This is a genomic window from Terriglobus tenax, from assembly GCF_025685395.1.
Taxonomy (GTDB): Bacteria; Acidobacteriota; Terriglobia; order Terriglobales; family Acidobacteriaceae; genus Terriglobus; species Terriglobus tenax.
Window position 1 is genome coordinate 1080170 of record NZ_JAGSYA010000004.1, and the last position, 25300, is coordinate 1105469.

Annotated in this window: 25 protein-coding genes and 1 tRNA gene; 16 read left to right on the forward strand and 10 right to left on the reverse strand. The window is 60.8% G+C overall.

Annotated elements, in window-relative coordinates:
- The first annotated feature begins 87 nt into the window (after positions 1-87).
- The 4 genes from OHL13_RS09955 (at position 88) to OHL13_RS09970 (ending at position 3687) form a co-directional block, all read left to right on the forward strand.
- Positions 88-816 (forward strand): c-type cytochrome, encoded by a 729-nt coding sequence (locus OHL13_RS09955; RefSeq protein ID WP_263409975.1) that lies wholly within the window; start codon positions 88-90, stop codon positions 814-816.
- Positions 813-2369: an acido-empty-quinoprotein group A gene (locus tag OHL13_RS09960; protein WP_263409976.1), complete on the forward strand. Its 1557-nt coding sequence runs from the start codon at positions 813-815 to the stop codon at positions 2367-2369. The genes OHL13_RS09955 and OHL13_RS09960 overlap by 4 nt, the downstream gene beginning before the upstream one ends.
- Before the next feature lie 74 nt (positions 2370-2443).
- Entirely contained in the window at positions 2444-3244 is an 801-nt protein-coding gene (locus OHL13_RS09965; RefSeq protein WP_263409977.1) for a 3-keto-disaccharide hydrolase, read from the forward strand.
- 47 nt (positions 3245-3291) lie between these two features.
- On the forward strand, positions 3292-3687 hold the full coding sequence (locus OHL13_RS09970; RefSeq protein ID WP_263411642.1) for an OsmC family protein: 396 nt from the start codon (positions 3292-3294) through the stop codon (positions 3685-3687).
- A gap of 29 nt (positions 3688-3716) precedes the next feature.
- On the opposite strand, the gene OHL13_RS09975 is transcribed toward OHL13_RS09970, so the two are convergent.
- Positions 3717-4703 (reverse strand): helix-turn-helix transcriptional regulator, encoded by a 987-nt coding sequence (locus OHL13_RS09975; RefSeq protein WP_263409978.1) that lies wholly within the window; start codon positions 4701-4703, stop codon positions 3717-3719.
- Between the two features lie 98 nt (positions 4704-4801).
- Between OHL13_RS09975 and OHL13_RS09980 the strand changes: the two genes are divergently transcribed.
- Positions 4802-5272, forward strand: coding sequence for a DinB family protein (locus OHL13_RS09980; RefSeq protein ID WP_263409979.1), 471 nt, complete (start codon positions 4802-4804; stop codon positions 5270-5272).
- A gap of 122 nt (positions 5273-5394) precedes the next feature.
- Here the strand turns inward: OHL13_RS09980 and OHL13_RS09985 are convergent, their stop codons facing one another.
- A complete protein-coding gene (locus tag OHL13_RS09985) occupies positions 5395-6531 on the reverse strand; it encodes a phosphatidylinositol-specific phospholipase C1-like protein (RefSeq protein ID WP_263409980.1) in 1137 nt (378 codons plus the stop codon).
- A 71-nt stretch (positions 6532-6602) separates the two neighbouring features.
- On the opposite strand from OHL13_RS09985, the gene OHL13_RS09990 reads away from it, so the two are divergent.
- The 7 genes from OHL13_RS09990 to OHL13_RS10020 all read left to right on the forward strand — a co-directional run bounded on the left by OHL13_RS09990 (position 6603) and on the right by OHL13_RS10020 (position 12120).
- Positions 6603-6687: transfer RNA gene (locus OHL13_RS09990), tRNA-Leu, on the forward strand.
- Positions 6688-6717: 30 nt separating this feature from the next.
- Entirely contained in the window at positions 6718-7029 is a 312-nt protein-coding gene (locus tag OHL13_RS09995) for a DUF3467 domain-containing protein (protein ID WP_263409981.1), read from the forward strand.
- Entirely contained in the window at positions 7030-8616 is a 1587-nt protein-coding gene (locus OHL13_RS10000; protein ID WP_263409982.1) for an ArnT family glycosyltransferase, read from the forward strand.
- 14 nt (positions 8617-8630) lie between these two features.
- Positions 8631-10187 carry a tetratricopeptide repeat protein gene (locus OHL13_RS10005; RefSeq protein ID WP_263409983.1) on the forward strand — a complete coding sequence of 519 codons (1557 nt, stop codon included), beginning with the start codon at positions 8631-8633 and terminating at the stop codon, positions 10185-10187.
- A gap of 2 nt (positions 10188-10189) precedes the next feature.
- On the forward strand, positions 10190-10609 hold the full coding sequence (locus OHL13_RS10010; RefSeq protein ID WP_263409984.1) for a hypothetical protein: 420 nt from the start codon (positions 10190-10192) through the stop codon (positions 10607-10609).
- A gap of 36 nt (positions 10610-10645) precedes the next feature.
- Positions 10646-11305 (forward strand): hypothetical protein, encoded by a 660-nt coding sequence (locus tag OHL13_RS10015; protein WP_263409985.1) that lies wholly within the window; start codon positions 10646-10648, stop codon positions 11303-11305.
- Between the two features lie 95 nt (positions 11306-11400).
- Complete coding sequence (locus OHL13_RS10020) at positions 11401-12120, forward strand: SPOR domain-containing protein (RefSeq protein ID WP_263409986.1); 720 nt, start codon at positions 11401-11403, stop codon at positions 12118-12120.
- Here OHL13_RS10020 and mpl read toward each other — a convergent pair whose 3' ends face one another.
- From mpl to OHL13_RS10055, 7 genes are read right to left on the reverse strand one after another with little or no spacing between them, the layout of a single operon-like run.
- On the reverse strand, positions 12121-13548 hold the full coding sequence (gene mpl / locus OHL13_RS10025; RefSeq protein WP_263409987.1) for a UDP-N-acetylmuramate:L-alanyl-gamma-D-glutamyl-meso-diaminopimelate ligase: 1428 nt from the start codon (positions 13546-13548) through the stop codon (positions 12121-12123). It lies immediately after the preceding gene.
- The gene (locus OHL13_RS10030; protein ID WP_263409988.1) at positions 13549-14472 is read right to left on the reverse strand and encodes a S66 peptidase family protein; all 924 of its coding nucleotides are present in this window, start codon (positions 14470-14472) and stop codon (positions 13549-13551) included. It lies immediately after the preceding gene.
- Positions 14469-15269: a diaminopimelate epimerase gene (gene dapF, locus OHL13_RS10035; protein ID WP_263409989.1), complete on the reverse strand. Its 801-nt coding sequence runs from the start codon at positions 15267-15269 to the stop codon at positions 14469-14471. Before dapF ends, OHL13_RS10030 begins: the two co-directional genes overlap by 4 nt.
- Before the next feature lie 2 nt (positions 15270-15271).
- Positions 15272-16957, reverse strand: a complete 1686-nt coding sequence (locus OHL13_RS10040) for an ArnT family glycosyltransferase (protein ID WP_263409990.1) — start codon at positions 16955-16957, stop codon at positions 15272-15274.
- A complete protein-coding gene (locus tag OHL13_RS10045; protein WP_263409991.1) occupies positions 16941-17882 on the reverse strand; it encodes a PfkB family carbohydrate kinase in 942 nt (313 codons plus the stop codon). The genes OHL13_RS10040 and OHL13_RS10045 overlap by 17 nt, the downstream gene beginning before the upstream one ends.
- Before the next feature lie 9 nt (positions 17883-17891).
- Complete coding sequence (gene mtnP, locus OHL13_RS10050) at positions 17892-18758, reverse strand: S-methyl-5'-thioadenosine phosphorylase (protein WP_263411643.1); 867 nt, start codon at positions 18756-18758, stop codon at positions 17892-17894.
- Positions 18759-18763: 5 nt separating this feature from the next.
- Complete coding sequence (locus OHL13_RS10055; protein WP_263409992.1) at positions 18764-20317, reverse strand: hypothetical protein; 1554 nt, start codon at positions 20315-20317, stop codon at positions 18764-18766.
- Positions 20318-20372: 55 nt separating this feature from the next.
- Here OHL13_RS10055 and ygfZ point away from each other — a divergent pair, with 55 nt between their 5' ends.
- The 4 genes from ygfZ to OHL13_RS10075 are packed head-to-tail and all read left to right on the forward strand — an operon-like array spanning position 20373 to position 23747.
- The gene (gene ygfZ, locus OHL13_RS10060) at positions 20373-21353 is read left to right on the forward strand and encodes a CAF17-like 4Fe-4S cluster assembly/insertion protein YgfZ (protein WP_263409993.1); all 981 of its coding nucleotides are present in this window, start codon (positions 20373-20375) and stop codon (positions 21351-21353) included.
- A 9-nt stretch (positions 21354-21362) separates the two neighbouring features.
- A complete protein-coding gene (locus OHL13_RS10065) occupies positions 21363-21986 on the forward strand; it encodes a DUF1844 domain-containing protein (protein WP_263409994.1) in 624 nt (207 codons plus the stop codon).
- A 4-nt stretch (positions 21987-21990) separates the two neighbouring features.
- The gene (locus tag OHL13_RS10070; protein ID WP_263409995.1) at positions 21991-22794 is read left to right on the forward strand and encodes an MBL fold metallo-hydrolase; all 804 of its coding nucleotides are present in this window, start codon (positions 21991-21993) and stop codon (positions 22792-22794) included.
- A complete protein-coding gene (locus tag OHL13_RS10075) occupies positions 22791-23747 on the forward strand; it encodes a bifunctional riboflavin kinase/FAD synthetase (protein ID WP_263409996.1) in 957 nt (318 codons plus the stop codon). Before OHL13_RS10070 ends, OHL13_RS10075 begins: the two co-directional genes overlap by 4 nt.
- 113 nt (positions 23748-23860) lie before the next feature.
- Here OHL13_RS10075 and OHL13_RS10080 read toward each other — a convergent pair whose 3' ends face one another.
- Positions 23861-25114: a hypothetical protein gene (locus tag OHL13_RS10080; protein ID WP_263409997.1), complete on the reverse strand. Its 1254-nt coding sequence runs from the start codon at positions 25112-25114 to the stop codon at positions 23861-23863.
- Positions 25115-25300: the final 186 nt, after the last annotated feature.

Genomic DNA, 25300 nt, shown 5'->3' on the forward strand with positions numbered 1-25300 from the left:
TATCGTGGTTCGGACAAAGTATAACTATGTGCGATGAGATTTCGCCTCCTCGCCCGTCCTGAACTCCTCCTCGCTGCTGGGCTCTGTATGGCAACACCTGCCCTGGCGCAGTTTCCACGCTCAGTAATCGACACTGCCGCGGCTGAACGCGGCAGAGCCATGTACGACAAGCAGTGCGCCCGCTGCCACGGCGACGACGTTCGCGGCACACAGGACGGCCCCGATCTTATCCGGTCGCTGCGCGTTCTGCATGACCGCCGCCAGAACCTGCATGGCGCAGAGCTTGCGCCCTATATGAAGGAAGCTCCGCACAAGGTCAGCCTCAATGCGAAGGAAGCCGCTGACCTGTCCAACTTCCTTTCGTTTTCGGTCAACAAGATCCTGCGCAGTGGCTATGACTCCGAGCCGAAGAATCTGTTGAGCGGCGATGCCAAGGCCGGCGAAGCCTACTTCAATGGAGCGGGCGGCTGCAGCAAGTGCCACTCCACCACAGGTGACCTGGCCGGTATCTCCAAACGCATGAGCGTGGCCGGACTGCAGCAGAAGTTCCTCTTCCCCAACTCGGGCTTCGGCAATAAGAAAAAGACCGAAGTTGAAGTCACCACCGGCGGACAGACCATTCCAGGGGAGTTGGTGCGCATCGACGACTTCACCGTGGCGCTGAAGGACAAGGATGGACGTTTCCGCTCCTTCAACCGCACCCCCACCGTGAAGGTGAAGACCACCGATCCCTATGCAGGCCACGCGGCACTGCTGGACCGCTACACCGATGCCGACATCCATAACCTGACCGCATACCTGGTGACGATTCCATGAAGTCTTTGCTCTCTTTCGCCGCACTGGCCGCGCTCGCACTTCCCTTATCCTCACAAACGGCTGCGACAAAGCCTCAGACGGACTGGCCTACCTACAACGGTGACTACAGCGGCCGCCGCTTCAGCAAGCTGACGAAGATCAACACCGCCACCGTGGGCAAGCTGCAGCTGGCCTGGAGCTACCGCATCACCACCACCACCGGCGGAGGACAGCGCATCTCCGCTACACCGCTGATGGTTGACGGCGTCATCTACTTCACCGTGCCCAGCCATGCATGGGCCGTGGATGCACGCACAGGTCTGAAGCTGTGGCAGTTCGACTGGACCAGCAAGGGCGGCGAGACCATCGGCAACCGCGGCGCCGCTATCAAGGGCGACACGCTCTACTTCGAGACTGAAGACTGCAACCTGGTCGCCATCGATATCCACACCGGCAAGGAGAAGTGGCACGCGTCGATTGGAAATCCGGACCAGTTCTACTTTGGCTCCGTTGCCCCGGTCATCGTGAACAACCACGTCATGGTCGGCATCAGCGGCGACGACTTCGATATCCCCGGCTACGTGGAAGCCCACGACCCCGAAACCGGTGCCCTGCAGTGGCGCTGGTATGCCTACCCGGAAGCGGGCACGCCGGAAGCGAAATCCTGGCCCAACGATGATGCCCGCACCCATGGCGGCGGCATGACCTGGGTGGCCGGCACCTATGACCCCGATCTAAATCTCTACTACTTTGGCACCGGCAATGCGCAGCCCGTCATCAACGGCACGGCACGCCCCGGCGACAATCTGTTCACCTCCACCATCTGCGCACTCAACCCGGACACCGGCAAACTGGTGTGGTACTTCCAGCCCAATCCGCATGACACCCATGACTGGGATGCGGTGCAGACGCCCGTGTTGATTGACGGCACGGTGGACGGCAAGCCTCGCAAGCTGCTGGCGCAGGCCAGCCGCAACGGCTGGTACTTCCTGCTGGACCGCACCAACGGCAAAGCCATCACCTCGGTTCCGTATGCCAAGCAGAACTGGGCTACCGGCGTAAACGAAAAGGGTCAGCCGATCCTGAACCCGGCCATCACCGCCAAGCAGAACGGTACCCTGACTGCTCCCAACCAGGCAGGTGCATCCAACTGGTATCCCCCGAGCTTCAGCCCGTTGACCGGTCTGTTCTATGTGCCCGCGTATGACGCGTACAGCATGTACTACATCTATGACAACAACAAGAAGCCGGAAGGCTGGGCAGGCAATGACCGCAGCGGCTGGACCTCCGCCTCACTGCGCGCCATGGACTACCGCACCGGCAAAGTCCGCTGGAACCATAAGTGGCCGTCCGAAGGCGCTCGCTCCGGCATTCTGACCACTGCCGGGAACCTGCTCTTCACCGGCGATCCTTCCAGCAACCTGATCGCTTTCAACTCCACGACCGGAGCCATCCTGTGGCACTCCGGTCTGAATGCACCGGTCAGCAATGGGCCCACGACCTTTGAGCTGGATGGCCTGCAGTACATCACCGCCGCTGCAGGCGACACGCTGTACGCCTGGGTGCTGCGCTAGATTCACCCTTCTCAATCCTCATCCGACCTCTGTAGAGTGAGTGCGCTCCAAACGCCCGCTCTCCAGAGGTCCTGATGAACCGCTCGCTCGCCGCCTGCCTTCTTCTCTCCACAACACTTCTTGCCCAGCAGCCACAGGCGACGCCTCCGCGGGGACCTGCACGGGTTCTCCCCGTCGCTGTCGACCCCGGCGATCACGAAGGCTTCACGCAGATCTTTGATAGCAAAACACTCACGCACTGGGATGCAAACCCCAACGTGTGGAGTGTGCAGGGCGGCGCAATGGTGGGGGAATACAAATCCGCGGAAGGCGCACGCAACCCGCAGACCTTCGCCATCTATCGCGGCTCGGAGCCTGCGGATTTCGAACTGAAACTCGAGGTCCGGCTGGAAGGCGATCAGGCCGACAGCGGCATTCAGTACCACAGCTATCCCGCACCCCCGTTGACACCACGGCCCGGAGCTCCGGCGTTTCCGCAGGACACGAAGTGGAATCTCGCCGGGCTGCAGTTTGACCTGAGCCTGCAGCGCAATGGCGACAACATCGGGATTCTTGCCGAGGGCGGAGGCCGCGGCATCGTCGGGGAGCGCGGACAGATTGTCTATGCGCAAACCGGCAGGACACCGCAGCTGCTCGGCGAACTCGCCTCCACCAAAGACCTGTCCAGCTTCTTCAAGCCGCATGACTGGAACAATGTCCACCTGATCGTGCGCGGCCACACCGTCATCCAAATGATCAATGGTCATGTCACCGGCATTCTGCTGGACGACGACACCACAAAGTGGAAGGCCAGCGGCGTAATCGGCCTGCAGTGCGCCGGACCGGGCTCGGTCAGGATCTCCTTCCGCAATATCTGGCTGAAAGAGCTTCAATAACCCAAGTCATTACGGAGCGGCGAGGAGTTTTTGTGAGTGAGACGGTAGTGCTCTATGAAGGTGGACTGCGTTGCACCGCCAGACATGAGGAATCCGGCGTAACCATCACCACGGATGCCCCAAAAGAAAATCATGGGCAAGGATCGAGTTTCTCTCCGAGCGAGCTGCTGTCCGTCTCTCTTGGGAGCTGCGTCCTCAGTCTCATGGGGATCGTTGCCCGGTCGATGGATCTGGACATCGCCGGCTCCTCCGCAACCGTTCGCAAGAAAATGGCAAATGCGCCCCGTAGAATCGTCAACATTGCAATCGACGTATACGTTCCGCATCCTCTGACCGAGGAACAGGCTACCAAGCTGGAGGCTGCAGCTCACGCCTGTCCTGTACACAATAGCCTCCGGCCAGAGCTATGCGCCCCCATCACATTTCGCTGGCACAAGTCCTGAACCACGCCACCGCAAACCTGCGATTTTCGTCAGGATCCAACAGTTCCCGCTGGGAACGCCTCGCCGGAGGCTTCTGCCGCTTGCATAGCCCGCTGTCCCAGTTGGTGAAAGGTCTCGTGCAGTTCCGGCGGGTGATGGACAACAATCCGGCAGTTCAGGCTCAGCAGCATGGCCGCAAACATCTCCAGCCGGTCGCGTCCGCAGCGCAGCCGCGTTCCCCCTTCGTGCGCTTCGGTCGCAATCCGCCACGGAGCGAAGTTCTTCTCCGCCTCCCCAGCCGGCATATCCACCCACACATCAATCTGGTAATCCGACTGCACAAACGGCATGTGCTCCCGCAGATACCGTTGCGCATCGAAGCTCTCCGGCGGCTCAAAACTCACCGGTGTCACCAGCAACCCGCTCACACGGTCCAGGCGAAACGTCCGCATCTCCTTGCGCGACAGGCAATACCCGATCAGGTACCAGCGGCCATCGGTGTGCACCACGCCATGCGGCTGGATCTCACGTTCGGAGGTTTCGCCGCTGTGCGTGCGGTACGCAAACCGCACCTGCCGCCCCGCGCGGATGGCCGATGCCGCCCGCGTCAGTGACTCCACCGAGGTCGAGACCACCCACGGCCCCGTCTCAATCGCGATGACTTCGTCCACCGTCCGCACGCTCTCGCGCAATGACTGCGGCATCACCCGCTCCAGTTTGGCCAATGCGCCTTCGGTTGCAGGAGCGAACGCCGCTAACCCGACCTGGGCAAGAGCTCGCAGTCCAAGTGAAAGCGCAAACGCCTCTTCGTTGGTAAACAATAGCGGAGGAAGACGGAAGCCAGGACGCAGGCGATATGCCCCTCCCACACCGCGCGAGGAGTCGATAGGGATGTTCAGGTCCTTCAAACGGACCATGTAACGCTGCACGGTGCGCAGGTCCACACCCAGCCGCTCGGCCAGCTCCGCTCCGGTCACGTGGTCGCGCCCCTGCAACATCTCCAGGACGGTGAGCACGCGCATGATGGGGTCATACATACCAGTTCCAGCTTCGCTTTAATTTACGACAGCTTCTGTCGGGAATACTCCCTAAGCTGAATTTGAGCTCGTACAAGGCTTCACCTGGAGGAACCGATATGGCAAATGAAACCACTGTACTGACCGCGGACGAACTACTGAAGAACTGGCAGGGACACCGCCGCCTGACCCGCAAAACAATCGAAGCCTTCCCCGAAGACAAGCTCTTCGGTTTTTCGCTCGGCGGCATGAGAACCTTCGCCGAGATGGCCAGCGAATTTCTGCACATGGCCATCCCGATCGTGGACGGCGTCGCTACCGGCAAATGGGAAGAGTTCAAAGCCGAAAAGCCTACGACCAAGGCCGAAATTCTGAAGATGTGGGACCAGCAGACCGCGGAGCTGGATGAGAAGTTCCCAAAGATTCCACCGCATCGCTTCCTGGAGGTGGACAAGGCCTTCGGCCAGTGGGAGAACACCAACATCGCCACCATCCAGTACGCCATTGATAACGAGATTCATCATCGCGGCCAAGGCTATGTCTACCTTCGCGCGCTGGGCATTGAGCCGCCACCCTTCTGGGAGCGGTAAGGAGAGAGGGCTTTAGCCCTGGGATTTTAAAAACCCAGGGCTAAAGCCCTTCAAGTGGATGGCCATATTCAGTGGCCTGAAGGCCACTGCTTCATCCGTTGGAGAGCTAAAGCTTTCCAGTGTCACTTGCCTGCAGGCAACATCCCATCCAGCTTCTTGCTGTCGCATCCTGCCGGAGCAATGATCGGGTTACAGCGTGCTACCTCTCCACCGGGGAACTTCACCACAAACGGCGTCCACTGCGAGGGCTCCGACGGCGGATAGTCCGTGCTCACCAGTTGCGCTCCGCTGGCGAAGACCTCGTCGCGGCGTTTGGTGTCATTGGTGCGGGCTTCCTTGGTGCCTTCGTCGGTGCGGGCGCGGACCAGGTAGCCGTCCTTTACCAGGGCGTCAATCTCAGCCTTCGATCCACCATTCATCTCGGTGAAGGCAGCATCGTCATGGCCAGGAACGGCGTTGGTGAACATGACGCGACCCTTCCCCGCAGGGTGACCGGCAACATAGGTCTCTTCCTTGCCGCGCTGGTCGATCAGGAAGACGACCTTGCCGCGCGCCTTGTCTAAGGTGGGCCAGTTGTTGGCCTTGATCGCCTCCGGCAGCGTAGCGTACTTACCGCGCACCATATCCGGGGTGATCAGCTCGCTCTCACTGAAGACACTGCGAATCTCGGCATCGACGCGGTCAAAGGTCTCCGTCGTGAAAGGCGTGGCCACGGTGGCATTGGGCACATTGCGCTCAGAGCCTTCCTTGGTCTCAATCAGCAGGAAGACCGGCAGGGCCTTCGGGTGGGCCTTGCTCCATCCCTTCACCTGCTTCAGGCAATCCACAAACAGGTGGCACTGGCTGCGCTGGTCCACGTCCTGCATGTGCAGCACCTTGAAGCCGGGCTTATCCATCTCGTGGTTGGGGTCGAAGTCAGGGTCGGCAGGAAGACCGGCTTCCTTTACCTGTTCAACTACCTTCGGATGGGCATACTTGCCGCCCTTGGGATCGTCAAAGATGTCGATCTCAAGCTGACGAACTCCACCGCTCAGCTGGTCGGCCAGCGGAGCATGACGGTAGTCCAGGCTGCGGAAACCCGCGGGATTCTTCTGCTCCAGCCACTTGGCTTCACTCGGCGCAAACCCTTTGTGATAGCTGTTGTGCGAGCCGATTACCTGGATCTGGTTGAGATGGATCTGTTTATCCTGCGCAGACTGGGCAAAGGCCATGGGAGCACATACGGCAAAGGCGAGAGCAGCAATTTCAAAACGGCGCATATTTTAGTTTTCTACCGCAAACATATTGCCACACCATGAATCGGGTAGAATCCATGGGTAGCGTTTCCCGTGCGAAAGTGGCGAAATTGGCAGACGCACCAGACTTAGGATCTGGCGGGGCAACCCGTGGGGGTTCAAGTCCCCCCTTTCGCACCAATTCTTTTTTCTCGATCCTGGAAAGGCATCATGAGCCAGCAGAACAAGCCCGCAGAAAACACCACCACGCTTCACCTGGAAAAGACCGAGGAGTATCGCGAGACCTACGCCAACAGCGTGCAGGTCCGCATGTCCGTGTGGGACTTCCAGCTTATCTTCGGCACCATGCATCCGCAGGCTGCCGACGAGGTGACGGTGCGGAACTTCCAGGGCGTGTACCTGAGCCCGCAGCAGGCCAAGGCTCTGCTGAATGTGCTGAACCAGAATGTTGCCCAGTATGAGCAGGCGTTTGGCGAGATTGCACTCGAGCCCAAGTTCAACCTGCCGGGGCCTGTCCACTAAGTGTTTCCGAAACGTGATGCGGCACTGCCGTTGTGGGTGATCTATCCGCTGCTGTTCGCAGGGATTTATTTTTCGCACCTGACCTTGCTGCGCCTGCCGTACTTCTGGGACGAGGCCGGATACTACATTCCGGCTGCGCTGGACTACTTCCGTATCGGCTCGTTGATCCCCTTCACCACCATCACCAATGCGCATCCGCCGCTGCCGTCTATCCTGATGGCCGGCTGGTGGCACATTGCGGGCTATGTTCCGTCAGCCACGCGCACGCTGTGCGTTATGCTCTCCGCGGCCGCGCTTCTGGCGGTCTTCCGCATGGGCCACATGCTGGCAGGTACGGCCGTCGCTTGGGTCACCGTCCTGCTGACGGCTGCCTATTCCATCTGGTACGCGCAAAGCACCCTGGCCCACGCGGATATCTTCGCCGCGGCCTTCACGCTGTGGGCGCTCTCGTTTTACCTGGAAAGCCTGGTCAGCAAGAGTTCCGTACGCCATGCCGTACTGGCCGCCACGCTCTTTTCCCTGGCGGCTATCGCCAAAGAGACCGCCATCGTTACGCCGGCCGCGCTGGCCGGATGGGAACTTCTGCAGGGTCTCCGCACCCGCAGGCTGCGCTGGGCATGGGTGCTCGCGCTGGCCTTCCCCCTGCTGCCGCTCCTAGGCTGGTACTTCTACCATCAGCACAAGACCGGCTACATGTTCGGCAACCCGGAATTCGTTCGCTACAACGCCACTGCCACCCTGGACGTTAAGCGGATTGCACTCTCCTTTTATCATCGCGTGTTGCATCTGACCACGCACATGAACATGTGGGTGGCTACCGTGCTCACCACCGGCGTCTTTTTGCTGCCCCCACAGCCCTCCGGCAGCACACGCCGCATTGCGAAGCCCGCGCTGGCGGCCATTGGCGTCATCCTGTTGATCAATCTGCTGGAGTTCTCCGTACTTGGCGGAGCCCTGCTGACCCGCTACCTGCTGCCCTGCTTCCCGCTTCTGCTGCTGGTGTATGTCAGCGTCTGGCAGCACCATTTCCGCCAGTGGTGGCTGCTGGCCGGTATCAGCTTCGCGGGCTTTGTGGCGGCCATCTTCATCAACCCGCCATATGCCTTTGCCCCGGAAGACAACCTGACCTACCGCGACTTCGTCGTGCTGCATCAGCAGGCCATCAACGTCATCACGCAGCATTACCCCCAGGCCACGGTGCTCACCGCATGGCCGGCGTGGACCGAGCTGATGCATCCCGATCTTGGCTATGTAAAGACGCCGGTGCAGGTAACACCCATCCAGAATTTTTCTCTCGAGCAGGTCCAACAGGCGGCACAGCACCCTGAACGCTTCGATACGGCACTGGTTTTCAGCACGAAGTACGAGCCAGCCACCGGAAAAATGAACTTCGGCAAGCCGCTGGAAGGCCAGGCGACCCGCTACTTTGACTTCCACCGCGATCTTCTGCCAGCCGAGGCCGCCGCCCTTCTGCACGGCAAGGTGGTCTGGCAGGGTGAGCGCAATGGTGAATGGGCTGCCGTCATCCGCTTTCCCCGTCTCATGGACGCCTCCGTTCAGCCCCAGCAGCCGTCCAAACACCTATAATCAGGCCGGTGAGGATGTTTTCAAAACGCCGCATTCTGTCGGGACTTCTGTCGTTTGCAGCCGCCACGGCCGTGCATGCCGCTCCTGCCGCGCGCGGGCACGTGGTGCTGGTGCTGCCCTTTGATAACCGCTCCGGTCAGACCGGCCTGAACTGGATTGGCGACTCCTTCCCGGAGATGCTGAACCAGCGCCTTTCCTCCTCCGGCTTTCTCACCATCAGCCGCGACGATCGCATGTATGCGCTCGACCATCTCGGCTATCCGCTGGACCTGAAACCTACGCGCGCGACCGCTCTACGCATTGCGCAGACCCTGGACGCCGACCTGATCGTAATTGGCAGCTTCACCATGCAGGATGACCGCATCGCCGCCCAGGCTCAGGTTCTGGATGTCAGCAAGCTCTCCATGTCGCGCCCGCTGGAAGATTCCGTCGACAAGACCCGCTTCTTCGACCTGGAGAACGCCATCGCCTGGAAGGTTGTCCGGCAGGTCGACCCCAGCTTCCCGGTCGCTGAGCAGACCTTTCTGGCGCAGAGCGCCGGTGACAAGCTGGAAGCATTTGAAAGTTACGTCCGGGGAGTCTCCGCGCAGACTCCGTCCGAACGCTTGAAGCGTCTGAAGACTGCGGTCTCGATCGCTCCGGATTACGCCGCCGCCATTCTTGCGCTGGGCAAAGCCCAGTATGCACAGGGCCAGTTTGAAGACGCCGCCGCAACACTGGGCAAATTGCCGCAGAACAACCGCCTTGCGCTGGAAGCAAACTTCTACCTCGGCCTGGCCAGCTTCAACTCCGGCCAGTACCCCGCCGCGGAAAAGGCATTTGAATTCGTCGCCAGCCGACTGCCTCTGCCAGAGGTCGTCAACAACCAGGCCGTCTCCGCCAGCCGCCAGGGTAAAGACGCGGGAGCTCTCTTTCAACGCGCCTCCGCTGCCGACCCCAAGGACGCTGACTACCATTACAACGTGGCCACGGCGCTCTTCCAGCGACGCGATCTTTCGGGTGCCCGTGCCGAGCTGCAGAAGACCCTGAGCCTGCGTCCCAACGATGCGGAAGCGCCGCTGCTGCTGCAGAAAATCGACAATCCGTCCGCCGATTTCGAGCCGCTGCCGCGCATTCGCCGCACCTATTCTGAGACCGGCTTCCGACAGGCAGCGTATGAACTGGAAGAGATGCGCGCCATGCAGGCTGCCACCCTGCCTCCGGCAAAGCAGTCCGAAGCACTGGTTCAGCAAGGCATCGATTACCTGCAGCAGGGGCTGGTGCTGGAGGCGGAACGTGAGTTCCAGGCCGCTGTACAGATTGACCCGGCCTCCGCCGCGGCGCATACCGGCCTGGCCCAGGTACGTGAGCGCAGCGGCAATGCTGCTGATGCCCGCACCGAAGCCGAAGCCTCTCTGAAGCTGAAACCGAACGCTGCGGCCTACCTGGTTCTGGCGCGCATGGAACTGGCAACGAACCAGCTTCCACAGGCCGCCAACGACGTCAGTAACGCCCTGCGCCTGGAGCCTGCCAACGCTGCCGCCATCGCTCTGAAGCAGACCATTGCCAGCCGAAGCCAGGCGGCCCAGTAAAAATGCTCACCGCCCTGCTGCCTCAGCCGGCATGGCTCTTCGCCCTGGCCATCCTGGGAATTCTGCTCATGTATGTGGAAGCCAACCGGCCCGGACGAGTCATCCCGGGCTGCCTTGGCCTGCTGACTCTGCTCGTCACCCTGCCGGTGCTGTTTACTCCGGCCGTTCTGCCGCTTTCGCTTTTCCTGCTGCTGGCCGGTTTCGGGCTGTGCGTGCTGCAGGCATGGCTCCCGGTCGCCTGGATCGGGACCCTCTCCGGGGTCACGGCCATGTCCGCGGGGATGGCGCATTTTTATGCTGCATGGCCCCAACCAAACCCAGTGGCCGCCGTCTTTCTATCAGCCGTTCTGGGATTCGCCACCAGTTATCTTTTCAGCATTGCGTTACGGGCGCGCCGAGCCAAGCGCGTCACGATACACTAGAAACATCGTTTTTTCGGTAAGGAGTCACCGCTGTTCATGTCGAAGTTGTGCCGTGCGTTTCTGATTGCAGGTTTGGGTCTTGCCTCCGTCCTTTCTACCCAGGCGCATGCCCAGGCCTCAGGGTCCAAGAAGCTCGCCAAGCACATTGACCGGCTGGATCTTGGGCTGGGTGGTGCTTACGTCAGCCAATCCACCGTAAAAGGGACCAACTACCTGAACCAGAAAATTACTCAGGATGTTTCCACCACCTTTGGCGCCCTGTTGCAGATCCGCTACACCAAGAGCCCGCGCGTTGGTTTTGAGTACAACTTCAATTACAGCCGCGCCACCCAGGGTTACACCAACACGACTGCTGGAACCGTACTGACCGTGCAGACTGCTCCCCTGGAGCACACAATTGGTTACGTCTACCACGGACCCGAGTTCGCGGGCATCAGGACCTTCGTCTCCGGCGGCGCCGGTGTGACCGAGTACAAGCCTACTCGCCTGGGCGGTGTTGGCCTGCAGTCGCAGGCACGCGCCACGTATTACTACTCCATTGGCGGCGAAATGCCGGTCTTTACGCCGAACTTCGGCGTACGCGTGCAGTTCCGCCAGGCCTTCCACAAGGCTCCGGACTTCGGCCAGAACTATCTGACCATCCAGAAGCAAAACAGCAGCATTGAGCCGGCCTTCGGCTTCTACGTACACTTCTAGATACTTTTGTGGGATATCCACCGGGCCACAGTTGGCCTATCATCGCGATTGTAGGCTGCGGCTGAAGCCGTGGTCCGTGGATACCTCCTCCTGCTATGAGTACCGTGGTCGACGACCTGGATCTGGAACCGGCGCGCAAAGAGCGCGAAATTCACCTGAGCACCAGCTCAGTACTCGGCATTTTCTTTGCCGCAGCACTGGTTTGTGCTCTCTTTTTCGGCTTCGGCTACACCGCCGGACGTCGCTCGGCCATCAACACTCCGGCTGAGCAGGGAGAGGCCGGCAACAACTTCAGCAACTTCAAGCCTGCCCCCGGCTCAGTCGCCATCCAGTCCGTCCCCGGCTATCTTTCCGACAAGCAGGCCTCGGATGCGAACTCCGCAACTTCCGGCCAGAAATACTATGGTTCGCCCAACGCTACCGCAGCACCGCAGCCAACCGCCACACCGGCGGTAGCGCAGGTTGCTCCCCGGCAGACCACACCAGTACGCACAGCACCCGAACCGGAACCTTCTCCGGCGCCGCGTCTTGCGGCCGCCGTTGCGCAGCCGCAGGTTCCTGCCGTGCAGCCCGTCTCCCTGCCTACGACCCAGCCCCAGGGCCCTGCCGTAGTACAGGTGGCCGCCGTATCGCACCAGGAAGATGCCGAAGTCCTGCTCAGCGCGTTGAAGCGTCGCGGGTATGCGGTCTTCACTGCGTCCGGGCCGGCTGACCGACTGATCCATGTGCAGCTTGGGCCGTTCCCCTCGCGTAAGGACGCCGAGGCGATGCGCCAGAAGCTGCTCTCAGACGGTTACAACGCCATCGTCAAATAGCTAAAGAGCAGCAGAGTCAATGGCAATGGGCAGCAAGTCGTAGATTCCGCCAAAGCCACCGTTTGACAGGATGGCGACCACATCGCCCGGCTGCATCTCTTTCACAATCTTCGTGACGATTGCATCCACATCCGGCAGCAGTACTGCCGGTGTTCCCTGCGCGTTCAGCCCGGCAACCACCGTCTCCGGATGCAGACGTTCCTTTACCGGAATGCTCTCGCTCTTGAAGACCGCAGCCAGGATCACCGAATCCGCCAGCGCCAGCGAACCAACCAACTCCTTCTCAAAGACATTGCGGCGCAGCGTATTCGAGCGAGGTTCCAGCACTGCGATCAGACGCCGTTCCGGATACTTCGCACGCAGAGCGCGCAGCGTCTCACGGATGGCCGTAGGGTGGTGCGCAAAGTCATCGATAATCGTAATGCCGCGGGTCTCCGCAACCACTTCAAGGCGGCGCTTCACTGACCGGAAGGTCTTCAGCGCCTCCTCAATGCTGGCCGCATCCACTCCCTGCGTCGCGGCAAGAGCAGCCGCAGCCGTGGCGTTCATCGCGTTGTGCTCACCCGCCATTGGCAGCGTCAGTTCGGCAAATGGTTCTCCGGCACGCAGCAAAGACCAGCGCGAGCCTTCTCCTTCATGCCGAAGATTGGTCACCCGCCAGTGCGAACCTTCCGCGAAGCCATAGCGTTCCACCCGGCAGAAAGCACGAGCCACACACTCGGTCACATTCTCGCTGCCGTCAAAAGCCACCACGACTCCGTTGCGCGGAACCAGGTTCACGAAGCGCTTGAAGGCCGTCTTCACCGACGGCAGGTCGGCGTAGATATCCGCATGGTCAAACTCTACATGCGTCAAAATAGCGGCCTGCGGGAAATAGTGCAGAAACTTCGGACCCTTGTCGAAAAAGGCGGTATCGTACTCGTCACCTTCCAGGATGAAGGGCTTGGTGCCGCGCACCCGGAAGCTGGTGCCGAAGTTCTCCGCCACGCCGCCGATCAGGAAGCTGGGCGCAAGCTCTGGCCTGCGCCGCGAGGCTACTTCAAAGATCCATGCCAGCATGCTGGTCGTCGTCGTCTTTCCATGCGTTCCGGCCACGACGAACGAGTCACGCCCGCGCAAAAACTCGTCGTGGATCAGCGCCGCCATGGATGTGAAGGCCAGCCGGTGCTCCAGCACATACTCCAGCTCCACATTGCCGCGCGAGATAGCATTGCCCACCACCACGAGGTCCGGCGCGGGCTGCAGGTTCTTCTCCGCGTATGGCTCCAGGATCGGAATGCCCAGCGAGGCCAGAAGCTCTGACATGGGCGGATACGCCGCCGCGTCCGAACCCGTAACCTTGTGTCCCTGCGCCTGCAGCATGCCAGCCAGCGAGGCCATCGCCGTGCCGCAGATCCCGATCAGATGAATGTGTTTGAGTCCCTGCATCTAGACGACCGCACTCTCCAGAAAATTCAATTCAGGCTCAGCCGAGCAATCCAATGCACAGCGAACGCCCAGTGGCATCGAGATATTCGGCTCCGACACATGCCCCGACCGCAGACCAATCGCCACCGGCCCGGCAAAGTCGCGCAGCGAATGCTGGATGGCATCCTCGAGCAGCTGCATATCTTCCGGGCCAACACACTGCTTCATATCGCCGAAGACGATGCCCTGCACCGTATCCAGCCGTCCGGCCCAGCGCAGGTGCAGCAGGATGCGATCCCACTGGTACGGTTTGGTGCCGATGTCTTCAAGAAAGAGGATGCTATTGCCGGTCTCCGCAGCCCACGGTGTCCCCAGCGACTGCGCCAGGATGGAGATACAACCACCGCGCAGCACGCCCTCCGCCTTGCCCGGCCGCAACACACGCAGGCCATCGGCGGGCGTCAGCTTCCAGTTTGCAGCACCTTCAAAGACCGCACGCCAGCTTGTCCTGTCCACACCGTTCTCGCGGGCAAAGTCCGCCGCCACCATAGGCGCATAGAAGGTATTCAGATCACAGTAGGTCTGGAAGTAGTTATGCAGCGAGGTGTGGTCGCTGTATCCAATAAATGCCTTCGGATTCGTGCGGATCAGTTCCGTATCCAGCAGGGGCAGCAACTCCGCCGTGCCCCATCCACCGCGGGAGCAGATAATCCCATCAATCGTCTTGTCCGCAAAGGCCGCGTGCAGATCACTCACCCGCTGCTGCGCCGTGCCCGCGTAATACAAAGGCCCGCCGCCATACGCATGCGGATACACCACCGGCTCGTACCCAAGCTCACGCAACGCTGACACACCCTTATCCACCAGGTGCCGCTGCGGTGTGCTCGCCGGCGAAACCACTGCCAGCCGCGCACCCTTCCGCAACGCTTTTGGCTTTACGCTCACAGCGTAACCTCACCCACACAGATAATTTCTGCCGGACCGGTCAGGCGCATCTCCTCACTTTTCGATGGCCACACCACACGCTGCGGACCACCTTCGGCAATCGCTTCCAGCGTTGTGCTGCATCCACGCAGAGCGATCGCGGCGGTCGACGAAGCACAGGTGCCGGTGCCAGAGGAGGTCGTTGGCCCAACGCCGCGCTCGTAGATGCGGAAGGCTATCTGCCCCGGAGCCAACACGCGGACAAACTCCACGTTGGTCTGCTTCGGAAAGTCAGGGTGGAAGCAGATCTTCTCTCCCAGCGCCTGCCAGGTGAGCCCGTACGCGCTGAAGTCGTCCGTATCCACAAAGATGACGAAGTGAGGATTGCCGACGTTGACGTTCGCGCCTTCCACCGCGCCTACGCCCGGCACCTCCACCGTCTGCGGATGCACCCGGGGCACACCCATGCCTGTTTCGATCAGGAACTCCGTCTCTTCACAAGAGACCGTGGTGCAACTGCGCGGCCCGCCATGCGTGCCCAGAGTCACCTGCTTCAGGCCTTCGCTGTAAGCAAGCCATGCGGCCACGCAGCGTGTGCCATTGCCGGAGAGCTCCGCCTCGGAGCCATCGGCGTTGAACAGACGCAGGAAGAAGCTGCCATCGGGCAGGCGATCCAGAAACTCGACGCCGTCCGCGCCTACGCTGGTGTTACGGGCGCACAGCTTGCGCGCGATGCCGGCATGATTGCCGCCCGCCAGCGTCTCTTCCACTACGAGAAAGTCGTTGCCGCAGGCATGTGCTTTTACAAAAGGAATCATCGTTATCTCTTAATCGGCTGAAAAACTTCAGACTCGTAAATGCGTGCGCAGGGCTGGCCTGTTGTGCACAGCACGGTCAACAACTTCAGGTTCGCGGAATTCTTTTTGACGGCCTCGGCAACCGGATCCTTGTCGATCGCAATCACATACGCCGCCCAGATCGAAGGTGCGTCCAGGGCGCGATGGAAGCTGACATAATCCGACTCCGACACAAACTGCTTCAGCGGAATTCCTGATTTCTGAATTGCCCCGACGTGATCGGAGGTAAACATCATCACCGGCAACCCCTGCGGCATGGCCAGCAGTTCCCGCGTGATGGAGTCTTCAAACGGAATCCGCGTACGCGAGTTCACAATGCCTTCCTTCAGCACCAGAGGTGTAAACCACGTCATGGCAATGCAGTTGGCCACGCACAGCATCAGCACCACGGGCTGCAGAAACACCGCCTGCATGGGCCGCGTGCGAATGATCCTGCTCTCAAACCACGCCACCACCACAAAAGCAAACGCCACCAGCGCGGGCAGCAGTTCCATACCGTACCGTGCGTTGTAGTACGAGTGCGGATACAGCTGTGGAATGAAGATCGGCACCGAACCATACGACACCGAGTACACATAGAACGGCAGCGGCATCCACAGCAGAGCCGAGGCGCGCGCCAGCCCCCGCTTCCACAACATGTACGTTCCGGCAATGGCCGCGGCCATCAGCAGGAAGCCTGTCTCCCACGCGGCGGCATCCACCTGCGCGGTGCGCGTGTAGAACAGCAGCGCCCAGCCGGGGTTGTGCCAGCCACGATAATGCTGTCCCGGAGGCGCGGTGTTCCGCTCAATCGCAGCCGCCGAGTAAGGCCCCCGCATGAAGTCCAGCGGATCGCCTGTGTAATGCCAGTTGTGATACAGCCAGCCCATCGGCGCGAGCACGGTCAAAATGGTGAGAATGGCGAAGGCTCCACGCACCTGATCGAAGATGCGCTTGTTCTTCACCAGTGAGATGAGCAGCATCAGCCACACGCATGCAGCCAGAATCCAGCCGTCATAGCGCGTATAGACCGAGAGCACCGAGAGAATGCCAGAGACCACCAGCCGCGCCTTCACCACGCCGATGCGCTCTTCGCGGATCGCGTCGATCGCCTCCATCACTAGCACTGTCTGCCAGATGAACAAGGCCAGGAACAGCGGCTCAGTCATGGCCGTGCTGCCCAGGTACAGCAGGTTTGGGTTCAGCGCATAAAACAGCGTCGCGCCAAAGGCCCAGTGCATAGGCAGCATGCGGCGCGTCAGCCGGTAGAAGCCAATATTGCCAAGGATGTAGCAGACAAAGGATGGCCACGTGCCGCCGGAGCCGGTCTGCCACCACTGCAACTTTGAAACAAACGGCACCAGCAGCAGATGCGGCAGCGGAAGCCACACGCTGCCGAGCTGCGGTAGTCCAGGGTTTACCGAATCGATGATGCGGCGCGCAATGGCCAGATGGGCCACCGCATCGCCATACAGAAGCAGGTAGCCGCGCGCGGCGCAGACCAGTACCGCGAGAAAGGCGAGAATCAACGACGCCAGCGCAATGGGGAACAGCTCCTGCCGCTTCGCCGGCCTGATCGCCAGACGCTCCGCGATCGTCTTCTCATCGTTGGGGATGAGGTCGCGATCGCGGTCCTTCGCGCTCTGGTTGTACTTACGCCTCAAGCTCAAGGTGCGAGATCTCCTGCAGCGTGCGGAAGCGTTGCTCGATGTCGTCGCGGGTCAACGTGTGCAGGCGCTCCGTGCCAAAGCTCTCTACGGCGTATGACCCCATAACACCGCCATAGAAGAGCGCCTTGCGGAAGACCGCCGGGGTCAGCTCCGGCTGCGATGCAATGTAGCCATAGAAACCACCGGCAAAGCAGTCGCCTGCACCGGTCGGGTCCACCACTTCATCCAGCGGCATGGCCGGCGCGCGGAAGGGCAGCGTAATGTGGCTTACGCCGGTAAAGCTACGGTCGCAGAAGAAAGCGGTTGCGCCATACTCGCCGTGTTTGACCACCAGCGACTTCGGTCCCATCTCCATGACTTTGCGCGCAGCCTTCAGCAGGTTGTTCTCGCCGGCCAGCATCCGCGCTTCACCATCGTTGATCAACAGGACATCCAACTCGGCCAGCACCTTTTCCAGGTTGGCACGATGGTCGGCGATCCAGTAATTCATCGTGTCGCCAGCCACCAGCTTTACATCCGGCATCTGCTTGCGGACCTGCAACTGCAGCACGGGATCGATGTTGGCCAGGAAGAGATAGTCGGAGTCGAGATAACTTGCCGGGATCTTCGGAGCAAAGCTGCCGAAGACGTTCAGGTCAGTGGCCAGCGTCTCCGCCTCGGAGAGGCTTTTCATGTACGAACCGGCCCAGTGGAAGCTCTTGCCCTCAGCATGTTCAATGCCGGTGGTGTCCACACCGCGCTTCTTCAGTGTTTCTTCGTGCTCCGGCAGAAAGTCCTCGCCAACGACGCCGACCACGCGCACATCGGTAAAGAAGCTGGCAGCCATCGCAAAGTGAAAGGCGGCTCCACCCTGTACCCGCTCACGCTTGCCGTGCGGCGTCTCCAGGGTGTCAAACGCAACCGAACCAACAACCAGAATCGACATTCGTATTCCTTATCCTTCGTACTTGTCGAGCAGCAGGGCCAGCTTAGCGCGCGTTGCCGGGGGAATCGCCTTCTTGTCGGTCATCACGGCAAACTTCAGAGCGGAGGCGCAGGCGCAGGTGCGCTCGCCCTTCGGCATGGCGGCAACGGCAGCTTTCACGACCTTGGCGGCGTTGGTTGAGTTGGTGTGCATCACCTTGATGATCGCGTCGACGGTTACATCATCGTGGCCTTCAAACCAGCAGTCGTAGTCGGTGACCATGGCCAGCGTGGCGTAGCAAATTTCGGCCTCGCGGGCCAGCTTCGCCTCCTGCAGGTTCGTCATGCCGATCACGTCCGCGCCCCAGCTGCGGTACAGCTTTGACTCGGCGCGGGTGGAGAACTGCGGGCCTTCCATGCAGATATACGTGCCGCCGTTCTTGCCCACCACGCCAACCTCGGCGCATGCGCCTTCGAAGGTTTTCGCAACCGTCGCGCAGACCGGGTCACCAAAGGCAACGTGGCCCACAATACCGTCCCCGAAGAAGGTGGAGGTACGGGCAAAGGTGCGGTCGATGAACTGGTCGGGAATCACAAAATCGGTCGGCTTGTGCTCTTCCTTCAGGCTTCCGACAGCCGAAACCGAAAGAATGCGCTTCACGCCGAGCTGCTTCATGGCGTAGATATTGGCGCGGAAGTTCAGCTCCGTGGGCAGAATACGGTGCCCCTTGCCGTGACGCGCCAGGAAGGCCACCTTGCGGCCTTCAAGCTCACCCAGAACCAGCGGGTCACTGGGGTCGCCGAAAGGAGTGGTGATCTTCTCCTCGCGGATGTTGGTAAACCCGGGCATGGAATACAGCCCACTGCCGCCAATAATGCCAATCTCTGCCTGTTGCAACGCGTTCATTCTCCTGTGGTGGCCAAATGATGAGTATATCGCCCGGCCTCGTGGATTCCCGCCTTCATCACGCCCAGGCGTGCCATTCCGTTCATCAGAGGCGTCGAAAGCGGCTGCATCACCAGTTGCGTCGGCCCCTCGCCCTGGTTCGCCGTCACCTGGTCACGCAGCTTGCGCGCCAGCTCCAGGGGAAAGCCTTCGCTGGTGAAGACACCGGAACCCGCCTTCGAGATCAGCACATCGCCCTCGTTGGTGGAGTAAATCTCCTCGCCGTCCTTCTCCTCGTCCGACCGGCGCTGCAAGCCGGAATACTTCCGGGCCAACTGCGCCGAGTACAGTTTCTGAAAGCTCTCCGCCGAATCCTTGTTCTTCCAGCGGGAGTAGTAAAGGAGGCCCAGATTCGCGGTCGTCGCCGGAGCGTTCTTCTTCAGCGCAGCGTAATACACACCGCCAGCCCACGATGGGGCCAGGGCATCGGCCATCTGCGGACCGGCAAACAGCTCCGCCAGCATGTGGACATCGAATTCGCCCAGCACACCCACGTCATACGGTGTGTACTCCTTTTCCAGCAACGGGTGCAGGTCCGCGAGATGGATCAGCGGCTGAGGCGTCTGGGCCAGGTAACTTTCCGGATGCATGATCTGCGAGGTGTTGACCGGCGGATTGTCCAGCGTGCCGGTAAAGGCCGCCTGCACCCCCTTACGCCGCAGAATCGCCTGCTCAAAGGTCAGCCCGTTCGCATACGGGAACAGCAGGCTCTGCTGCAGGATCAGCGGAGCACGGGACAGAACCGGAGAGCTGTCCGTGCCGCTCAGCATGTCCTTCATGCGGCCCATCAGCTCCTCCGGAACATCGGCCAGCGTCTTGCCCGTGTCCTTCATGGAATAGTCCACGAAGACGATCATCGCCTGGCCCTCCAGCACGGCCTCGCGCGTCGTGTCGGCCTCATCGTTCTTGATGTGGGCATTGTCCTGCTGGACATTTTTCGCGATGTCCTTCAGCCCCTGGTCGCCCCACCTGGTCAGGTCCACGTGCTGGTCCTGCAGGGCGTGCGTCAACTCATGGGCCATGACCGGCTTCTGCGTCTCCGGCTCCACCCAGTCCAGCAGATTGATGGTCTTGGTCTTGTTGTCGTAATACCCGGCAATCTGTTCGGTCAGCAGGCTCAGCAGAAAGGGCTTCAGGTCGAAGTCGTGGTCCAGCAGGCCAAACTTCTTCAGCACAATCTCGCTGCGCTCCATGCGCTTGGCGCCCTCGTCCTCGTCGAACTTCTGTTTCAGGTACCTGGTCACCGCGTCTCGCGTGATCAGCACTTTTTTTACAGGCTTGCTGGATTTCAAGCCGGAATCCTTCGCCGCAAAGCCCTGGATCTCGTCCACGCTCTTGAACAGCTCAGCGGCTTCCTTCTGGGTAATGTGGATTTCGGGCTTTTTGGCGGCGTCCGAAGTGCCGGGAGGGGGAGTCTGAACCTGAGCCTGGATAGCGGCCGGAACCGAGAAAAGGGCCACCAAAGGCAGCGTGGCGGTAAAAGTCAAAAGAGCGCGAAACGGGTGGCGCATCAAACGGGAGTCTCCCATCATCCAACGAAACGTATACTTAGCATAGACGCCGTTTATGAGCACACTTGCACACAACGAAGCTCCGGCGCTTTCAGTCGACCATCATCTCGTCCTGAAAGCACTCCTGTCCACGGCGGCCACGTATCCCTTGGACGCAAACGGATGGATTGCGGTTCGCGGAGAAGACCGCGAACGCTGGCTGAACGGGATGCTGACCAACAACATCCGCGACCTGAAGCCCGGCGAAGGCTGCTACAACTTCCTTCTTTCGGCGCAGGGCCGCATCCAGCAGGACACCACCGCCTTCCAGCTCGGCGGCCAGATTCTGTTAGAGACCGCACACGAGCGCGTCCCCGCGCTGATGGCAGCACTCGACCACTTCATCATCATGGATGACGTCGAGTTGGAGGATGTCTCGGCCAGGCATCACGGCATCGGCATCGCCGGACCGGAAGCTGAGGCCAAACTGGCGGCTATTGGAATTGACGTTGCGGGTCTCGAACCTGTCTCTACACGAGAGGCCGAATGGAAGGGCGCCAAGCTCTGGGTCGTCGCGCAGTACAGTCCGCTGACACCGCGCTTTGAGCTGTGGGCCGAAGAGATGGCTCCGCTGACTGCGGCACTTGCGGATGTGCCGCAAGCCAGTGCCACCGACCTCGAATCCCTCCGCATCCTCGAAGGCGTCCCGGCCATCGGTCACGACATCCGCGAGAAAGAGCTTGCACAGGAGACCGGCCAGATCCGCGCCCTGCACTTCAGCAAGGGCTGCTACCTTGGCCAGGAGATCGTCGAACGCATCCGTTCGCGCGGTAACGTCCACCGCACCTTTACCGGTTTCCTTTTCCAGGGCACCGCTCCAGTCACAGGGACCGCCATCATCGCCGCCGGTTTGCCGGTCGGCGAGCTGACCAGCATCGACGCTACGCTCGGCGCTGCACTTGGATTCATCCGCCGCGAAGCTCTTGAGCGCGGCCAGGAACTTAGCTACGAAGGGGGCACGCTGATCGCGTCACCGCTCCCCTTCCGCATCGCATAGAAGGTATTTATGGCAGATAAAGTCACTCCGTTCGTCGTCAACGACCGCCGCAAGTTCACCACCGAGGGCGAACTTCGCCCCGAGTCCGAGCGTCCGCACTCCGAAGAGTCTGAAACAGCCAAGATAGAAGAGGCGCCGAAGCCCGTCGCCGCGATGCCGGAGCCGCCCGCGCCCGAGACATCCGAACCAGCAGAGGCCGAGATGCCGCGCGTGACAGCGGAGCAGGCCGAGCGTTCGAAGGCCGCCTATGAAGCGACCGCCGACCGCCTCGACACCGCTGTTCGCGCCGCCAACCCCGGCATGGACCACCTGCCGCCGATGAGCTTTGAGCGCATGGTGCAGTCCATCTACATGACCACCATCATGCAGCTGGGCGGCGGCACTCCTGACGGCGAACAGGCCCGCGTCGACATTCTTGGCGCACGCCAGTCCATTGACATGCTGGGCGTGCTGCAGGAGAAGACCAAGGGCAACCTGAGCGACAGCGAGGCCGCCCTCATCGACAACGCTCTCTTTGAGGTTCGCATGGCCTTCCTCGAAATTACGCAGGCTCTGGCCCGCCAGGCAGCCCGTCCTCAGACCGATGAACCGCTGCCACCGCCGCCGGGCGGAGGTCCGCGCATCGTCCGCTAGAGGCATGCAGGCCACCCTCACATTTCTCGGGACCGGCACCTCCATGGGGGTGCCGACGCTCGGCTGCGGCTGCGCTGTATGCGCCTCCGCGGTCGACGGCACACAGCCGCGTAACCGGCGCACGCGCACCTCGGCGCGCATCGAGTTCAACAGCCGCACCGTGCTGATCGACACCGGCCAGGACTTCCATGTCCAGGCCGTCCGCGAGAAGATCACCCAGGTGGACGCCGTGCTCTACACCCACGGCCACGCCGATCACATCCTCGGCATGGACGACCTTCGTCCGCTCTCCTTCGCCAACCCCATCCCGCTTTATGCGGACGAGGAGACGGCCGCCACCATTGAGCGCATCTTCGAGTACACATTCCGCAAGCAGGACCGCTACACCACCTCCGCACGCGTCGAGATGCACCGCGTCAGCACCGCTCCCGGCACCCAGGTAGAGCTCTTCGGCGCGGCCTTTCAGCGCATCCCCGTCCAGCACGGACGGCAGACAATCACCGGCTGGCGCTTCGGCAAGGCAGCCTACCTGACCGACCTCTCCTCCCTGCCGGAGGAGAGCTTCCCCTTACTCGAGGACCTCGACATCCTGATCCTCGATGCGCTGCGGCGCGCACCGCACCCCTCGCACTCGAACCTCGAGAACTCCATTGCCCTGGCTAAACGCATCCAGCCGCGTCAGGCCTTTTTCACCCACATCTCGCACGACCTGGACCACGACACCATCAACGCCGAGCTGCCACCGAACATCCGCATGGCGTACGACGGCCTGCAGGTCCCCTTCCAGATCGCAGAGGATACGGAATGAAGATCTTCCGCTCCCCGGCTGAAATCCCCATAGACTTCGGCCCCACCATCATCAGCATCGGCAACTTTGACGGCGTCCACCGCGGCCACCGCTGGGTTATCTCGGAGATCATCGCCCGCGCACAAGAGTCCGGCGCGAAGTCCGTAGCCGTCACGTTTGACCCGCATCCGGTACGGGTATTGCGGCCTGAAATCTCCACGAAGATGATTTCGCCGCTCGACGAAAAGCTGCGCCTTCTCGCCGCCACCGGCCTGGACGCCACGTTGATCGTTCCTTTTACACCGGAGCTGGCGCAGACCTCCGCCGAGGACTTCGCCCGGCAGGTGATCTGCGACTGCCTGCGCGCTACCGAGGTCCACGTCGGCAACAACTTCCGTTTCGGCTACCAGGCACAGGCCGATGTCTTCCGGCTGGCCCAGCTGGGCAACGAACTCGGCTTCTCGGAAAAGATCTACGAGCCGGTTCCTCTGCGCGGCGGCATCATCTCCTCCAGCCGCATCCGCAAGCTGCTGGAAGCCGGCAACGTCTCCGCCGCACGCGCCCTGCTGGGCAGGCCCTTCAGTATCTGCGGCACCCCGGCACGCGGCCGTGGCTACGGAACGAAGTATGCCGTTCCGACGATCAACATGGCTCCATATGCCGAACTGTTGCCCGCCAACGGCGTCTACGTAACCACGCTGCAGATCGGCGAGAACGGTCCCATCTTTGAAGGCGTGACCAACGCCGGCAACCGACCCACCTTCGGCCCGGACAGCTTCGCCGTCGAGACCCACCTCTTCGACTTCCAACCGGTTGACCTTACGGAAGAGACACCGCTGCGTCTCACCTTCCTGAAGCACCTGCGGCCTGAAATGAAATGGGACTCGCCTGAAGCGCTGAAGGCCCAGATCGGCAAGGACATCGCCAGGGCCCAACGGTTCCTGCACGGATATCGCAAACTCTCAGCCAAATAAGTGAGTTTGGTGTGTCATCCTGAGCACAGCGAAGGGCCTGCTTTTGTCTTTTTTGTCTTTCTTGTCTTTTGTCATCTTGTAAGGATCTGCTTCTATCCATCCCCACATCCCCGCTACTGCAGCGTGACCAGCACTTCAATCACACCGGTTCCCTGCTCCAGACTCCCCATGGCCTTCCCCACCACTGCACCCAGCATCCGGCCGCGGTCCGTGCCCTTCATCGCGTATCCCACCTTCGACGACGTCACCAGCAAATCCCCGCGCTTGATCGCCCCATTCTCCGCGCTCACCTTCGTCGGCACAATGCCCACCATCGCCATCGGAACCTCCCCCGGCCCCGCCTTGGGATCATTACTCTGGCGCCTCCCCGTCAGCCCCGGCTTGGTCGAATAGATTCCCGCCACCAGCGAAGAATATGGCTCCTGCGACTTCTCCACATCCTCCGTCCCAGATGCAGCCAGCACCAGAACATCCCCCGGCTCATACGACCTGCGGTCCCCGGCCACATCCACTGACTCCGCATAGTCCCCACCACACGTCGTGCCGTTCCATGCCGTGGCCTGGATCGTACCGTCAGGGTAAGCCATCGACGCACCACTTCCGGTCGTCAGCTTGAGACTGCCATTGAGCTCAAGCCTCGCCCCTGGGCTCGTCGTTCCGATGCCGACGTTGCCATCCGGTGAAATTGCCAGGGCCGTCGTTGCAGTCGTCCCTTGACCATGGAGGCCATTCGCTGTACCCAATTCGATCTGCGTTCCACGAATCGTTGTCGGAAACGCGCCGAGGGTATTAACGTTGCGAATCTTAAGGTACGCAGCAGGAGCACTCGGATTCGTATCTCGAAGAAACCGGTCGTTGTATATGATCCCACCCACGTCATACGTCAAACCGTCAGGCATAGCAGCGGTCTGTGATTGGGTAATCATTGCGCTACGGTTACCGTCAATTTCCAGTGCGGAACCTGGAGCGGCCGTCCCGATGCCGACATTGCCTCCATTAGGATTCAACGCTAACGGAAAGGAGAGTCCATCCGATGGACGCATCGTCTGTATCCAGACCGCATAACTTGGACTTCCATTCAATGCGCCTGTATAGAGATAAACATCGTCGCCTCCCACTTTGGTGATACCCGTATTCACTCCGATGCTGTTAGAGCGAGTGCCCTGTACATCCAGCGTGGCCGCTGGGTTCAGTGTCCCAATCCCGATATTGCCGTTCGAGTCAGAGATATGGGAATCACCAATCTGCGATCCGCCCGTAAACTTTGGGATCACATTCGTTGTTCCACCGCTTGTTGTAACCTGCGCAAGAGCAAGGGAACACATGCTGAACACAGTTCCCACCATTACCGCTTTCCATCCGTGCATCTCTTCTCCATGGCATAGCCGGGCTTGGAATGTTCTTTGGAAATGGAGCTTCTCGGTGCATCCATTCAGGGAATGGCTGACGATTCACTCATCTGTGCCGGTTTGGCGACAATAAGTGCAGCCCTCTGCGAATGGCAATACACAGAAGTCGCTATACCTTTGCGCGGGAGAAGTTAATGGATTGGT